General features: G+C 59.0%; 11 protein-coding genes and 1 tRNA gene. 3 read left to right on the top strand and 9 right to left on the bottom strand.

Annotation, left to right across the window (positions count from 1 at the left end; genetic code table 11):
* Positions 1–308 precede the first annotated feature (308 nt).
* From L6D63_RS26700 to rpsU, 7 genes are all read right to left on the bottom strand, one after another.
* Complete coding sequence (locus tag L6D63_RS26700; RefSeq protein ID WP_268989789.1) at positions 309–560, bottom strand: PBECR2 nuclease fold domain-containing protein; 252 nt, start codon at positions 558–560, stop codon at positions 309–311.
* Between the two features lie 15 nt (positions 561–575).
* On the bottom strand, positions 576–875 hold the full coding sequence (locus L6D63_RS26695) for a hypothetical protein (RefSeq protein WP_047296999.1): 300 nt from the start codon (positions 873–875) through the stop codon (positions 576–578).
* Positions 876–1,077: 202 nt separating this feature from the next.
* Positions 1,078–1,154: transfer RNA gene (locus L6D63_RS26690), tRNA-Ile, on the bottom strand.
* 15 nt (positions 1,155–1,169) lie between these two features.
* Positions 1,170–4,916 carry a bifunctional diguanylate cyclase/phosphodiesterase gene (locus tag L6D63_RS26685; RefSeq protein WP_131670538.1) on the bottom strand — a complete coding sequence of 1,249 codons (3,747 nt, stop codon included), beginning with the start codon at positions 4,914–4,916 and terminating at the stop codon, positions 1,170–1,172.
* 126 nt (positions 4,917–5,042) lie between these two features.
* Positions 5,043–6,890: an RNA polymerase sigma factor RpoD gene (rpoD, locus tag L6D63_RS26680; RefSeq protein ID WP_041070030.1), complete on the bottom strand. Its 1,848-nt coding sequence runs from the start codon at positions 6,888–6,890 to the stop codon at positions 5,043–5,045.
* Positions 6,891–6,957: 67 nt separating this feature from the next.
* Positions 6,958–8,922 (bottom strand): DNA primase, encoded by a 1,965-nt coding sequence (dnaG, locus tag L6D63_RS26675; RefSeq protein ID WP_047296995.1) that lies wholly within the window; start codon positions 8,920–8,922, stop codon positions 6,958–6,960.
* A 478-nt stretch (positions 8,923–9,400) separates the two neighbouring features.
* Entirely contained in the window at positions 9,401–9,616 is a 216-nt protein-coding gene (gene rpsU, locus L6D63_RS26670; protein WP_002551877.1) for a 30S ribosomal protein S21, read from the bottom strand.
* A 199-nt stretch (positions 9,617–9,815) separates the two neighbouring features.
* Between rpsU and tsaD the strand changes: the two genes are divergently transcribed.
* Positions 9,816–10,841 carry a tRNA (adenosine(37)-N6)-threonylcarbamoyltransferase complex transferase subunit TsaD gene (gene tsaD / locus L6D63_RS26665; RefSeq protein WP_039768071.1) on the top strand — a complete coding sequence of 342 codons (1,026 nt, stop codon included), beginning with the start codon at positions 9,816–9,818 and terminating at the stop codon, positions 10,839–10,841.
* A gap of 23 nt (positions 10,842–10,864) precedes the next feature.
* Here tsaD and plsY read toward each other — a convergent pair whose 3' ends face one another.
* Entirely contained in the window at positions 10,865–11,434 is a 570-nt protein-coding gene (gene plsY / locus L6D63_RS26660; protein WP_041070041.1) for a glycerol-3-phosphate 1-O-acyltransferase PlsY, read from the bottom strand.
* A 74-nt stretch (positions 11,435–11,508) separates the two neighbouring features.
* On the opposite strand from plsY, the gene folB reads away from it, so the two are divergent.
* Positions 11,509–11,865, top strand: coding sequence for a dihydroneopterin aldolase (gene folB / locus L6D63_RS26655; protein WP_041070044.1), 357 nt, complete (start codon positions 11,509–11,511; stop codon positions 11,863–11,865).
* A complete protein-coding gene (folK, locus tag L6D63_RS26650) occupies positions 11,856–12,371 on the top strand; it encodes a 2-amino-4-hydroxy-6-hydroxymethyldihydropteridine diphosphokinase (RefSeq protein ID WP_121187488.1) in 516 nt (171 codons plus the stop codon). Before folB ends, folK begins: the two co-directional genes overlap by 10 nt.
* A 90-nt stretch (positions 12,372–12,461) precedes the next feature.
* Here folK and L6D63_RS26645 read toward each other — a convergent pair whose 3' ends face one another.
* A complete protein-coding gene (locus L6D63_RS26645) occupies positions 12,462–13,685 on the bottom strand; it encodes a multifunctional CCA addition/repair protein (RefSeq protein ID WP_131670537.1) in 1,224 nt (407 codons plus the stop codon).
* Between the last annotated feature and the right edge of the window lie 4 nt (positions 13,686–13,689).

Here is a 13,689-nt window from a genome sequence, read left to right as displayed (position 1 = left end):
GGTGTCGGGCAAAGGGGCGGCTCCATGACTGTCGAGTGCGGATGAGTTCGCATGTTACAGGCACTATCTGCGACACGCTGCTGACGATGACTGAGCACGTCACTTATGCGTGGAGGCAATCGTTGCGCCAAAACAAACATCAAATATTTGGTTTGACTTGCCGGGCCTATTTATCAAGAATGCCAACAAGAGCGCGAAATCTGCTGCCTTGCAGGGCTTTAGCGGACGTAGGTACCTCAGCGATGCTGCAACATCGGTGTAAGGTGAGACCTCTTCATCCCATTTCCTGAGGATGCAAATATCAGGATTCAAATATCAAGGGCAGCCAACTGGCTGCCCTTTTCTTTGTCTTCAAGAATGTACCGCTTGTACAAAAGATCGCCTTGGCGGTGCTTGTTCATTGCTCTTGACGGAGCGTGCATGAAATTCCAGAGGACGTGCCCGTTCCGCACATCGACCACGACGAGCATGTCGTTTTTTGCCTCATAGGCGTTGATGAATGCCAATCGGAATCCGCCATTATCGTAGAGGACTTTCCATACTTCGAAAGGTCCCGCCAGCGTGTCGATGGCATGTCAAACATAGCGTTCTCGGGAGTCTGGACGTTTCTCGACGATATGGGCCAGTTTGTCTCGCATGACTGCAACGTTTCCAATAGGCGTGAGGATAGTAACGGCTAGTACGGAATCGTCGACGAACCCAAAGTGATTCAGAAGGATTTTGAGAGCACCTTCGGCGTCGTCAGCCCTTTTTACTTCTTCGATTGCGGCTGACCGAATTTCTCTTGGCAATGTTCTTAGATCTGGCAGAGCAAGGTCGATCCAGGTTGGTTGGTCGGCTGCTTCCTTTATCAGTGGCGCAGCATTCACAAGCATAAAAACAATCCTGGACGGGCAGTGGCGTCCGGAGATTACTTGTCTGGGGAAACAGTCAACAAGGCGCGGGGAGGGGAGAAAAAACAGCTTCGGAACATTCCTACAGCCTTCGGGGAAGTCTTCCGAACATTGCGCTCGCAAAGATAGTCCCCCCAACCGATCGCCCAAGAAAAAGCCGCGCATGTAGCGCGGCTTTCAAATGTGGTGGGCCCACACGGACTTGAACCGTGGACCAAAGGATTATGAGTCCTCTGCTCTAACCAACTGAGCTATAGGCCCTCAGTAGGTCGCGGATTATAACGACGGTTTCTCGGCTGTGCTATCCGAATAATCCGATACGGTTACACGAAGAAACGTTGCGGCGAATTCTTCCGGGGGCAGTGGCAGGCTGACGATGTAGCCCTGAATCTGTTCGCAGCCCTCAGCCGCCAGAAATTGCTGTTGCGCCTGGGTTTCCACGCCCTCGGCAATCACGGTGAATTGCATGCTCCGGCCCAGGGCGATGATCGCGCGGACGATCGCCGCGTCGTGCGGGTCGTCGGGCAGTCCGCGAACAAAAGACTGGTCGATCTTGAGGATGTCCAGCGGCAGGCGTTTGAGGTAACTGAGTGATGAATAACCGGTGCCGAAGTCGTCGATCGCCAGTTGTACACCCAGGTGTTTGAGCTGGTGCAGCACCGCCAAGGCCTCTTCGGCCTGACTCATGATGAAGTTTTCGGTAATTTCCAGTTGCAGTAAATCCGGCTGCAAACGGTTGTCCCTGAGCAGTTGTTCGATACGCCCGAGCAGATTCGGCTGGCGCAGTTGCGCACCGGCGAGGTTGACTGACAGCGGGCCGAGGCTGTCGTAGATCTGATTCCACTCGAACATCTGCCGGCAGGCGGTCTCGAGTACCCAATCACCGATCTGCAATATCATGCCGTTCTCTTCGGCCAGCGGAATGAAGTGCTCGGGCGGCACTTCGCCGAAGGTCGGGTGGCGCCAGCGGATCAGTGCTTCGGCGCCGACCAGGCGATGGTCGTCGAGGCTGATTTTCGGTTGGTAGTAGAGGAACAACTCTTCGCGTTCGATGGCCCGGCGCAGTTCGTGTTCCAGTGCCACGCGTTCGCTGGCTTGGGCGGTGAGGTCGCGGGTGTAGCTTTCGACGCGGTTGCGGCCCTTGGCCTTGGAGCGGTACATCGCGGCGTCGGCGTTTTTCACCAGAGTTGCAACGTCGCAGCCATCCCGTGGGTAGAGGCTGGTGCCGATGCTGGCACTGATGAAAAACTCGTGCTCACCGGCCTGAAACGGTGCGCCAAAGCAGTTGAGCAGTTTGATTGCGATGTTGTCGGCATCACTGGCTTGTTGCAGGCCCGGCAGCAGGATAATGAATTCATCCCCGCCCAGTCGGGCGACGGTGTCGATATCGCGCAATTGCTCCTTCAGGCGTACCGCAATGCCTTTGAGCAACAGGTCGCCAACCGGGTGACCAAGGCTGTCGTTGATGTGTTTGAAACGGTCGAGATCGAGAAACAGCACGGCGCCCTGACCGCCATTTTCCTGCTGACTGTTCAGCGCGGTGAGCAGGCGACTTTCGAACAGGGTGCGATTCGGCAGGCCGGTGAGTGGGTCGTGGTGCGCTTGATAGTCGAGTTTGGCTTGTGCGTGTTTGAGGCTGGAGATGTCAGCAAACACCGCGACGAAGTGGGTGATCAATTTGTCGCGGTTGCGCACGGCGCTAATGGTCAGCCAGCTCGGGTACAGCTCGCCGTTCTTGCGCCGGTTGGAAATCTCGCCTTGCCAGTGACCCTCGTCGGTCAACTGGTGCCACATCGCCGCGTAAAACGCGCTGTCATGCAGGCCGGAGGCGAGCAGGCGCGGGGTATGGCCGAGGGCTTCGCTTTCGCTGTAGCCGGTAATTTCGGTGAACGCACGGTTCACCGCGCTGATGTGCTGCTGGGTATCGGTGATCAGCACGCCCTCGGCGGTGCTCTCGAAAACGGTGGCGGCCTGTTGCAGCTTTTCCTGCATCAGATGGCGCTCGGTGATGTCCCGGGCGATGGTCAGCATGCAGTCTTCTTCGCCGATCGGCAGCGGTCGGCTGGACACTTCGCACAGGCGGATCTGCCCGTCGCTGCGGCGGATATGGCAAGTGAAATCGCGCACGAAGCCGTCGCGGTGCAGCAGGTCGAGCATCTGCTTGCGTTCGTTGAGGTTGACCCAGATCCCCAGGTCCAGCGCCGAGCGATCCACCGACATCGCGCTATTGAATCCGGTGATGCGGCTGAAGCCCTCGTTGACCTCCAGCAGCAAGCCATCGCTCTGACGCGACAGCAGCAAGCCGTCCGGTGAGGCATGAAAAGCCTTGGCGAACTTCTCTTCGGAGGTTTGCAGTTGTTGTTGGGTTTCCTTGAGCTGAGTGATGTCGCGCACCACCACCACCAGCGCTGGAGTGGTGTCGAGGTCGAAGGGTTCGGCGGAGATCAGGCCGGTGAATACCTGACCGTTGTTGCGGCGAAAGGGCATCTCCAGGTTGCGGATGCTACCGGCCTGCAAGCGCTGGAGCAGTCCCGGACCGACTCCGGGAATGCCCCAGATATTGAGTTCCGTGGCGGTCTGGCCTATGACGTCTTCGGCCTTCAGGCCGATCTGTTCCTCAAAGGCTTCGTTGACCTCCAACAGGCAGCCATCGGACAGCCTCGCGATGACCAGAATGTCCGGGCATTGCTGGAACACCGAAGCGAACTTCTGCTCCGACAGCCGCAATGCTTCTTCTGTACGTTTGGTCTCGCTGATGTCGATCATCAGCCCGCGCATCACCGGCTCATGGCCGTGCTCGATCAGGCTGACAATATCGCGCACCCACAGGCAGCGCCCGTCTGCGGTAATCACCCGATAATCGAGGGTGTGATCGCGCCCTTCGCGCACTGCCTCATCGCAGATGGCCTGGGCACGCGTCAGGTCGGCAGGGTGGATGATGTTGCGCCAGAAACCCGGAATCAGCCAGTGCGCCTGTGGATAACCGAGCAGATCCTCGGCATGCGGCGACACATAGCTGTAGGTGAAGTCGCTCATGCGCGCTTCCCAGGCGATGGCCGACAGGCTCTCCACCAGTCCGCGGTAGTGGTATTCGCTGCTGCGCAATTCCTGTTCGAGGTCGACGCGGCGGGCAATTTCCGAACTCAGGCGGCGATTGATGCGAATGACCACAGCCAGGATGATCATCAGCAATAACAGGCCCGGCAGGCCGTAAATCAGCAAATCCGACCAGAATGTCCGATGATCGAGGACATTGCCGACCCAATGTTCCTGAATGCTGCTGATTTCCTCCGGGCTCATGTCCGCCAGGACCTTGTCCAGAATGCCCACCAGCATTTTGTTGTCACGGGGCACGCCCATGGCCAACTGGTAGCGATACGGGGTTTCGCCGCTTACGTATAAACCGTCGAGCTTGAGTTGGCGCAGGCTCCAGACGCTGGAGGCGAGATCGCCGACGACCGCATCTACTTCATCGGTAGCCAGGGCCTGCAAGGCCGAGCTGACATTGGGCATGGCCACCAGATTCAGGTCCGGATGGTGGGTGCGCAGCAGTTCGTGGGGGGCGTAGTTTTCCACCACGGCGATCTTCAGTCCGTACAGGTCTTCGATTTTGCGCGGTTGCGCGCCGCCGATATGGGCGAGGATCACGATCGGGAAATCGAGATAAGGGCGAGTAAACGACAGATAGTTCTGGCGCTCGGGCGTGGACATGATCCCAGGCAGCAGATCGATCTTGCCGGTTTTCACCTGCGCCAGCACCTCAGTCCAGCTCGACGGCTCGACCGGAGTGAGTTTGACGGCCAGGTGCTGGCGGATCACGTCGATGTAATCAGCGGCCAGACCTTGATAGCGATTCTGTTCATCACGGAACTCGAACGGCGGCCACGAGGCGTCTACACCCAGGCGCAAGTCCGGGTGAGCCGCGAGCCAGCTACGTTCTTCATCGGTCAGAGTCAGCGCGTTAGCCGTTGCGGTCCAGATCATCAGTGACAGCAAGAAAAGCACGGGCGCCAGTCTGGGCATAACCGTCTCGTTAGGGCACGGGATTGATTGTTTCGAGTGTAGACGGGGTATGCGGGGGAGGGGCGGTGCGAGGGATTTAATCTGCCGTATAAACAAAACCCCCGGCCTGGGCCGGGGGTTCTGGTATCACTCGTCGAGGAAGGAGCGCAGATGCTCGCTTCGCGTCGGGTGGCGCAGCTTGCGCAGCGCCTTGGCTTCGATCTGACGGATCCGCTCGCGCGTTACGTCAAACTGTTTGCCCACTTCTTCGAGTGTGTGGTCGGTGTTCATGTCGATACCGAAGCGCATGCGCAGTACTTTGGCTTCACGGGCAGTGAGGCCGGACAGCACTTCGCGGGTGGCTTCTTTCAGGCTTTCAACGGTTGCCACATCGATTGGCGACTGCATGGTCGAGTCTTCGATGAAGTCACCCAGATGAGAGTCTTCGTCATCACCGATCGGGGTTTCCATGGAGATCGGCTCTTTAGCGATCTTCAACACCTTGCGGATCTTGTCCTCAGGCATTTCCATGCGTTCGCCCAGTTCTTCCGGAGTCGGTTCACGACCCATTTCCTGCAACATCTGGCGGGAAATACGGTTGAGCTTGTTGATCGTCTCGATCATGTGCACCGGAATACGAATGGTGCGAGCCTGGTCGGCGATCGAGCGAGTGATCGCCTGACGGATCCACCAGGTGGCATAAGTCGAGAACTTGTAACCACGACGGTATTCGAACTTGTCCACCGCTTTCATCAGACCGATGTTGCCTTCCTGGATCAGATCGAGGAATTGCAGGCCGCGGTTGGTGTACTTCTTGGCGATCGAGATCACCAGACGCAAGTTGGCTTCAACCATCTCTTTCTTCGCGCGGCGGGCCTTGGCCTCACCGATCGACATGCGACGGTTGATGTCCTTGATTTCAGCGATGGTCAGACCGGTTTCGGTTTCCAGCGCAATCAGCTTCTGCTGGCAACGGATGATGTCTGGCTGCACGCGACCAATGGCTTCGGCGTATTTGCTCTTGCCTTTCGCCAGTGCGTCGGACCAGCTTTCGTCGACTTCATTGCCCGGGAACTGACGCAGGAAATCGGCGCGTGGCATACGTGCATCACGGACGCACAGTTGCATGATCGCGCGCTCTTGCTGACGCAGGCGATCCAAAGCACTGCGAACACGCTCGACCAGGGCTTCGAATTGCTTCGGCACCAATTTGATCGGCATGAACAGCTCGGCCAGGGCCAGCAACTCGGCAACGGCGGCCTTGTTGTGACGACCGTGCTTTTTCAGGGCCTTGCGGGTGATTTCCATCTGGTCGGAGACAGCGCCGAAACGCTGCGCAGCGATGACCGGATCCGGACCGCTTTCGGCTTCTTCTTCGTCATCCGAAGCTTCGGCGTCATCGTCGTCGGTATCGTCGTCAGCCTTGGCGGCTTTCGCGTCGATCGGCGGTGGCACTTCGGCAGCAGGCGGCGCAATACCGTCGTCCGGGTCGATGTAACCGCTCAGAACGTCGGACAGGCGACCACCTTCGGTGGTGACGCGAGTGTACTCGGAGAGAATGTGGTCAACCGTGCCTGGGAAGTGCGCGATAGCGCTCATCACTTCACGGATGCCTTCTTCGATACGCTTGGCGATTTCGATTTCGCCTTCACGAGTCAGAAGCTCGACCGTACCCATTTCACGCATGTACATGCGCACCGGGTCAGTGGTGCGACCGATATCGGTCTCCACCGCGGCCAACGCGGCGGCTGCTTCTTCCGCAGCGGCCTCGTCGGTATCGGCGTCGGCCAACATAAGGGCGTCCGCATCCGGAGCACTCTCGTGTACGGGGATCCCCATGTCGTTAATCATGCGGATGATGTCTTCCACCTGCTCCGGATCTGAAATATCCTCGGGCAGGTGGTCGTTGACCTCGGCGTAAGTCAGATACTTCTGCTCACGACCCAGTTTGATCAACTCAATAATACGAGACTGCTGTTGCGCTTTTCCGGACATAACACCCTATCCACTGAAGGTCTTGGCGGGCAAAAAACAAGCCGAGGATTATACCTGAGCTATGACCTCACGCGCCAGTTGAGGTCGGGTTTGATGCGGAAACATTGCGACTTAATAGGTCGCGCAGTTGATTTTTCTCTTCGGCGCTCAGTTCGCTTTGACGCGCTTTCCTGAGCAACTGTTCCAGATTTCGCTCGCGTTGGCGGGCTGACAAGCTAGTAATGGTGTCGAAAAACTGTTGTTCAAGGTTTTCTCCGTCAATCAGCCACTCCTTTTCCGCCAACGCCTTGAGCAAGCGACCCTGTTCAGTGCCATGCCATCGCGCGATCAACTGAAATGAGTTTAGCTTGGGATTCTTCTGTACGGCTTCGAGCAGCGCCACAAGCAACTGGGCATTGGTCTGATTTTCGTCCGCAATGTGTCCGGCGTCTTCGACGCGTTCGGCCAGTTGCGGGTGGTGCAGCAATGTACGCAGGGCGGTCAGCGTCGGCGACTCGACACCAATCGGCGTGCGTGGGCGCTGTTGATCGCGATCGCCGCCACGCTTGCCGTTCTTGTCCCAAGGTTTCTTGTCCCATTTCTTGCCGCCGGCGCCGGGTTTCTTTGGCGTCCACTCCTGCTGCGGCACATACATGTCCTGTGCCTGCGGCTGATGGTAGTCGCTGTAGTCCGGCATTGCGTCGTAATCGATGCCCGGATCGTAGGTCGGAGGAGCTTCCTGCGGCGCACTTTGCGCAAGCTGGCTGACCGTTTCGCTGCTCAGGCCGGTGATTTCGGTCAGGCGCTGACGCATCAGAATGCGCAAGTTGGCGCCGGGCACTTTGTCGATCAGCGGCGCGGCGAGGGTAGCCATGTGGGCCTTGCCTTCGAGCGAGCGCGGATCGGCTTCCTCGGTCAGTTGCTGGAAGAAATAGTCTGCCAGCGGCTGCGCATGCTGATTGATGCGAGCCTTGAAGGCGTCAGTGCCTTCGGCGCGAACCAGCGTATCCGGGTCTTCGCCTTCGGGTAGAAACAGGAAGCGCGCACGGCGCCCGTCCTGCAGGCACGGCAGTGTCGCTTCCAGTGCGCGCCATGCAGCATTGCGGCCAGCCTGGTCGCCATCGAAGCAGAACAGAACGTTGGGCACGACGCGAAACAGGCGCTTGAGGTGCTCTTCGCTGGTCGCCGTGCCCAAGGTTGCGACGGCATTGCGCAAGCCTTGCTGGGCGAGGGCGATGACGTCCATGTAACCCTCGACGACGATGATTTCGTCGAGGTTGCGGTTGTTCTTGCGTGCTTCATAGAGGCCGTAGAGTTCCTGGCCTTTATGGAAGACCGGGGTTTCCGGCGAGTTCAGGTATTTCGGCTTGTCGTCACCCAGTACCCGGCCACCGAAAGCGATGATCCGGCCACGGGTATCGCGGATCGGGAACATCACGCGATCGCGGAAGCGGTCATAGCGTTTGCCGGTTTCGGCGTTCTCGATCAGCAGGCCGGCGTCGATCATGGCCTTCTGCTGCAACGTGTCGCTGCTCAAGTGCTTGAACAGATTGTCCCAGCCCGGCGGCGCAAAGCCGAGACCGAAGTCCCGGGCGATCTCGCCGGTCAGACCGCGGCCCTTGAGGTAATCCACCGCAGCCTTGCGCGCCGGATGGCTCTTGAGCGCCTGGCGGTAGAAGTCGGCGGCGGCGGTGAGCAGCGGATACAGCGGCGAGTCGGTTGGCTGCCGCGGTTTGTGCGGGCGGCCGCTTTCTTCGCGGGGGACTTCCATGCCAGCGGCTTTGGCCAGGTCCTCGACAGCCTGGGGGAAATCCAGGTTGTCGTGGTCCATGAGAAAGCCGAGGGCATTGCCGCCGGCGCCGCAGCCGAAGCAGTAATAGAACTGCTTGTCGGGGCTGACGCTGAACGACGGGGTTTTCTCTTTGTGGAACGGGCAGCAGGCGGTGTAGTTCTTGCCGGCCTTTTTCAGTTGCACGCGCGAGCTGACCACGTCGACGATGTCGGTGCGGTTCAGGAGGTCGTCAATAAAGCTCTGGGGAATCAGCCCGGCCATGGCGTTCTCGTCTGCGCTGTAATGAGTCCGATGCGAAGGGCGGCCGGACACAGGTCTTGAGTGAAGCGCACAAAATGGGCGGTTCGACCGGTCGGTGCATATTCGCTGTCGGGAAGTGTATCTGCCGAAAATCCACTGACGTTAGTAACCATCAGTCTTCGACTATTTGAAAGTGTTGCGCTGAATCCGCTGACGGCCGATAAATGGCCTCGGATAGCTCAATAAAGCGGGCACGCATGGAGGTGCCTTGGGCTGATCGTCGTGAGAGGAATCAGTGGGTGTGCTCGTCAGTAGCCTTGAAAGGCTCGTCAGAAAAGACGTGCACCGCTGGCAAAAGAGCCAGGTCTGACGCGTGAAGCAGATTTGTCTCGGTCGCGTGTGCGGCTTCGACGGTGAAGCATCAAGCGTTTTACGCAAATGCCATTAGCCCGGCTGAAGGCCGGGCTTAGGCAAGAAGCTTGCTACGAACGTCTGTGTATTAGTACAGACGAACGGCGCGGCGCTGTTCGCGCTGAACTTTCTTGGCGTGACGCTTAACAGCGGCTGCTGCTTTGCGCTTACGCTCAGAAGTTGGCTTCTCGTAAAATTCGCGGCTACGAACTTCAGCCAGTACACCGGCTTTTTCGCAGGAGCGCTTGAAACGACGCAGAGCTACGTCGAAGGGTTCGTTCTCTTTAACTTTGACGGCTGGCATCCAGAGCTACCTTCATTCATTACCGGGGTCAACATCCTCGCGGCAAAAGAGCACTTGAAGACGTCGGTTTTTAAGGGTTGCGGATGTTAACCCCTCATCGCTCGGAATGCAAAGCCTCTGATCGAAAACCGCTAGTCGGGGCATCGCGTGGCGACTATTATGCGCGCCTTCGAATTCAGCCTAAACAAGGCGCAAACCCATGCTAGTACTGGGATTAGAAACCTCCTGCGACGAAACCGGCGTCGCATTATACGACAGTGAACGCGGCCTGCTGGCCGACGCGCTGTTCAGCCAGATCGACCTGCACCGCGTCTATGGCGGCGTGGTGCCGGAGCTGGCCTCGCGTGACCACGTCAAACGCATGCTGCCCTTGATTCGTCAGGTGTTGGCCGAGGCCGACTGCGTGCCGACCGAGATCGATGCGATCGCCTACACAGCGGGCCCGGGCCTGGTCGGCGCGCTGCTGGTCGGTGCCTCGTGCGCTCAGGCGCTGGCGTTTGCCTGGGGTATTCCGGCACTTGGTGTGCACCACATGGAAGGCCACTTGCTGGCGCCGATGCTGGAGCCCAAACCGCCGGAATTTCCGTTCGTCGCTTTGTTGGTGTCCGGTGGGCACACGCAACTGGTTCAGGTCGATGGCATTGGCCAATACAGCCTGCTTGGCGAGACCCTCGACGATGCCGCCGGTGAAGCGTTCGACAAAACCGCGAAAATGATGGGCCTCAATTATCCGGGCGGGCCGGAAATCGCCAAGCTGGCCGAGAAGGGCGTTGCGGGACGTTTCACCTTCCCGCGTCCGATGTGTGATCGCCCGGGTCTGGATTTCAGCTTCAGTGGCTTGAAGACCTTTGCCCTCAACACCTGGCAGCAATGCGTCAGCGCCGGGGACGACAGCGAGCAAGCCCGTTGCGACATTGCGCTGGCGTTCCAGCAGGCCGTGGTGGAGACTTTGACCATCAAATGCAAGCGGGCCCTGAAACAGGCAGGCATGAAACGTCTGGTGATCGCTGGCGGCGTCAGTGCCAACAAGGCGTTGCGTGTTTCGCTGGAAAAGATGCTCGGCGATATGAAGGGCGATGTGTTTTACGCCCGTCCCGAGTTTTGCACCGACAATGGCGCGATGATCGCGTTTGCCGGTTGTCAGCGTTTGCAGGCCGGTCAGCAGGAAAGTCTGGCGATCAGCGTGCAGGCGCGCTGGCCGATGGAGCAGTTGTCGGCGCTGTAATGTGCGGCGCTCATGGGCGGTATTTAAAAATGCCGTTCGCGCCCGGCAAACAGGTCGCGTAGATTGCCGCGGTGGCGCCAGACGATCAGAAGCGTCAGCGCGCTCATCGGCAGCAGCGCCTCCGGCTCTTGCCATGCAAGTAGGGGCAAGGTCAGTGGCGTGGCGATCAGCGCCGCCAGCGAGCTGGTACGGGTCAGGTAGAACGTCAGCAGCCAGGCGCACACCGCCAGCAGCGCGGCGGGTGGATACAGGCCCAGCAGCATGCCGGCAGCCGTGGCGACGCCTTTGCCACCGCGAAAACGGAAATACAGCGGGAACAGGTGACCGATCACGGCGCACACGCCGATCCAGGCCTGATCCTGCAGCGAAAGGCCAGCGGCTGCTGCGATCAGCACCGGCAACAGGCCTTTGCACAGATCACCGAGCAAGGTCAGGATCGCCAGTTTGCGACCGGCCAGGCGCAGCATGTTGGTGGCGCCGGCATTACCCGAGCCACTCATTCGCGGGTCCGGATTTCCGGTCAGGCGGCTGAGCAAAATGGCGAAGGACAGAGAGCCGAGCAGGTAGGCGAGGGTCGCCAGTAACCAAAACATGCTAACTATTCCGGGCGAGGACGCCCTGATTCTAACGGCGCATTGCGCCCTTGTCGTGCAGCGGAGAAAAGTGCTTGGACAGAGTGTTTATCGAGGGCCTGGAAGTCGACACCGTGATCGGTGCCTATGACTGGGAGCGCGGCATCCGTCAGTGCTTGCGTCTTGATCTGAGCTTCGCCTGGGACAATCGTCCGGCTGCGGCCGGTGACGACCTGACTCTGGCGCTCGATTACGCCAGCGTTTCCACGCGCATCCAGGCCTTTGCCGAACAAGCGCAATATCAATTGGTCGAGACCTTTGCCGAGCGTCTGGTCGAAGTGCTGATGACCGAGTTCAAGATTACCTGGGTTCGCCTGAAACTGACCAAGCCGGGCGCCGTGCCGGCCGCCAAGGGTGGCGTGGGTGTGGAGATCGAGCGCGGATGTCGCTGACTCAGGTGTACCTCGGGCTCGGTAGCAATATCGAGCGCGAAACCCATTTGCGCGCCGGGCTCGACGCTTTGGCGACATTTCTGGTGGATATCCGCTGTTCGGCGGTGTTCGAGAGCCAGCCGGTGGGAATCAAGAGCGGGCCGTTCTTCAATTTCGTGGTCTCGGCGTTTACCGATCTGCCGTTGATGGAACTGGATCGACGCCTGAAATTCATCGAGGCCGATAATGGTCGCTATGCCCCTGATCGCAAAGGGCTGCCGCTGGATATCGACGTGTTGTTGTACGGCGATCTGACGGGTAATTTCGACGGTTTGATCCTGCCGCGTGCCGAAATTCTGAAAAACGCCTTTGTGCTGTGGCCGCTGTCGCTGATTGCGCCGGATCGGGTGCATCCGGGTGTGGGAAAAAGCTTCGCGACATTGTGGGCCGAGGCGCAGATTGATCAGGTGTTGGCACCGGTGGGGTTTGAATGGCGTGGCGAACAGCTCACGCCTTTGAACCTTTGAAGCAAAAGATCGCAGCCTGCGGCAGCTCCTACACGGGGACGCGCGTTTCCATGTAGGAGCTGCCGCAGGCTGCGATCTTTTGATCTTGCTTCAGCGGTTTTCCTTGTACGCTTTCAACGCCTTGAGTCGCTCACGCTTGAGCGCTTCCCCAAGCTCCGGCCCTTTAAAGCCCTTCTCCAGCAGCGGCTGCACCGCCACCCCGCGTGCCACATCGGCCGCCCCACGCAGATAATCGGCCTGTGGATAACTGCGCTGTTCCAGCCCCTTGCGTCCGCGCGCATCCATCTCGCACGCGACGATGAACTCCTCGAAACGCTGCGGGCGACGATACACGTCAAAGCTCTGCAAAAGCTCCAGCAAGGTCGATGCCTTCAGCTCCAGGGCGCGGTGGCCGTGGGTGTGGTACTGGCCAACCAGCAACGCCAGTTCCTGACAGTCCTTTGGCGCCTTGAAGCGTTCGTTGACCGCTTTGATCAGCTTCAACCCCGTGTGTTCATGGGCGATGTGCCGTGGCCAGGCTTCTTCAGGAGTCAGGCCTTTGCCAAGATCGTGGAGCAGGCAGGCCCAACGTACGGTTAGCGGTTGTTTGTGCAGCGCTGACTGTTCCAGCACGCTAAGTGTGTGGAGCCCGGTATCGATTTCCGGGTGATGCGCCTCCGGTTGCGGCACACCAAACAGCGCGTCAACTTCCGGCATCAGTACTTTCAGCGCGCCGCAGTCGCGAAGTACCTCAATGAATACCTGTGGCTGATCCTCCATAAGCGCGCGGGATATTTCTTTCCAGCTGCGCTCAGCGGTCAACGCTTCCAGCTCGCCGGATTCGCTGAGCTGACGCATCAATTCCAGCGTTTCTGAGGCAACGGTGAAACCCAGTCCGGCATAACGCGCGGCAAAGCGCGCAACGCGCAGTACCCGGAGCGGATCTTCGGCAAATGCGGGGGAAACGTGACGCAGAATGCGCGCTTCGAGATCGCGCTGGCCATGGTACGGATCCGTCAGGTTCTGCTGATCATCCTCGGCCATTGCATTGATGGTCAGGTCGCGGCGGATCAGGTCCTCTTCAAGGGTGACTTCGGGGCTGGCGTGAAAGGTGAAGCCGCCATAACCGCGACCGCTTTTGCGTTCGGTGCGGGCGAGAGCGTATTCCTCGCCGGTTTGCGGGTGAAGGAATACCGGAAAATCCGCGCCAACCGGGCGATAACCCTTGGCGAGCATCTCGTCCGCCGTGGCGCCGACCACTACCCAATCAATATCGGTCACCGGTAACCCGAGCAAGCGATCGCGTACCGCACCGCCAACCTTGAAAATCTGCATAAAA

Source organism: Pseudomonas parakoreensis (assembly GCF_021602155.1).
Taxonomy (GTDB): domain Bacteria; phylum Pseudomonadota; class Gammaproteobacteria; order Pseudomonadales; family Pseudomonadaceae; genus Aquipseudomonas; species Aquipseudomonas parakoreensis.
The sequence above is the reverse complement of the archived record's forward strand: the minus strand, read 5'-3'. Positions and strand labels throughout refer to the sequence as shown.

Excerpts from the sequence above, each read along its gene's own strand:
- rpsU (WP_002551877.1), bottom strand. The coding sequence starts at position 9,616 with ATGCCAGCCGTCAAAGTTAAAGAGAACGAACCCTTCGACGTAGCTCTG.
- dnaG (WP_047296995.1), bottom strand. The coding sequence starts at position 8,922 with ATGGCCGGGCTGATTCCCCAGAGCTTTATTGACGACCTCCTGAACCGC.
- folK (WP_121187488.1), top strand. The coding sequence starts at position 11,856 with ATGTCGCTGACTCAGGTGTACCTCGGGCTCGGTAGCAATATCGAGCGC.
- L6D63_RS26685 (WP_131670538.1), bottom strand. The coding sequence starts at position 4,916 with ATGCCCAGACTGGCGCCCGTGCTTTTCTTGCTGTCACTGATGATCTGG.
- L6D63_RS26645 (WP_131670537.1), bottom strand. The coding sequence starts at position 13,685 with ATGCAGATTTTCAAGGTTGGCGGTGCGGTACGCGATCGCTTGCTCGGG.
- tsaD (WP_039768071.1), top strand. The coding sequence starts at position 9,816 with ATGCTAGTACTGGGATTAGAAACCTCCTGCGACGAAACCGGCGTCGCA.
- L6D63_RS26695 (WP_047296999.1), bottom strand. The coding sequence starts at position 875 with ATGCTTGTGAATGCTGCGCCACTGATAAAGGAAGCAGCCGACCAACCA.
- plsY (WP_041070041.1), bottom strand. The coding sequence starts at position 11,434 with ATGTTTTGGTTACTGGCGACCCTCGCCTACCTGCTCGGCTCTCTGTCC.
- rpoD (WP_041070030.1), bottom strand. The coding sequence starts at position 6,890 with ATGTCCGGAAAAGCGCAACAGCAGTCTCGTATTATTGAGTTGATCAAA.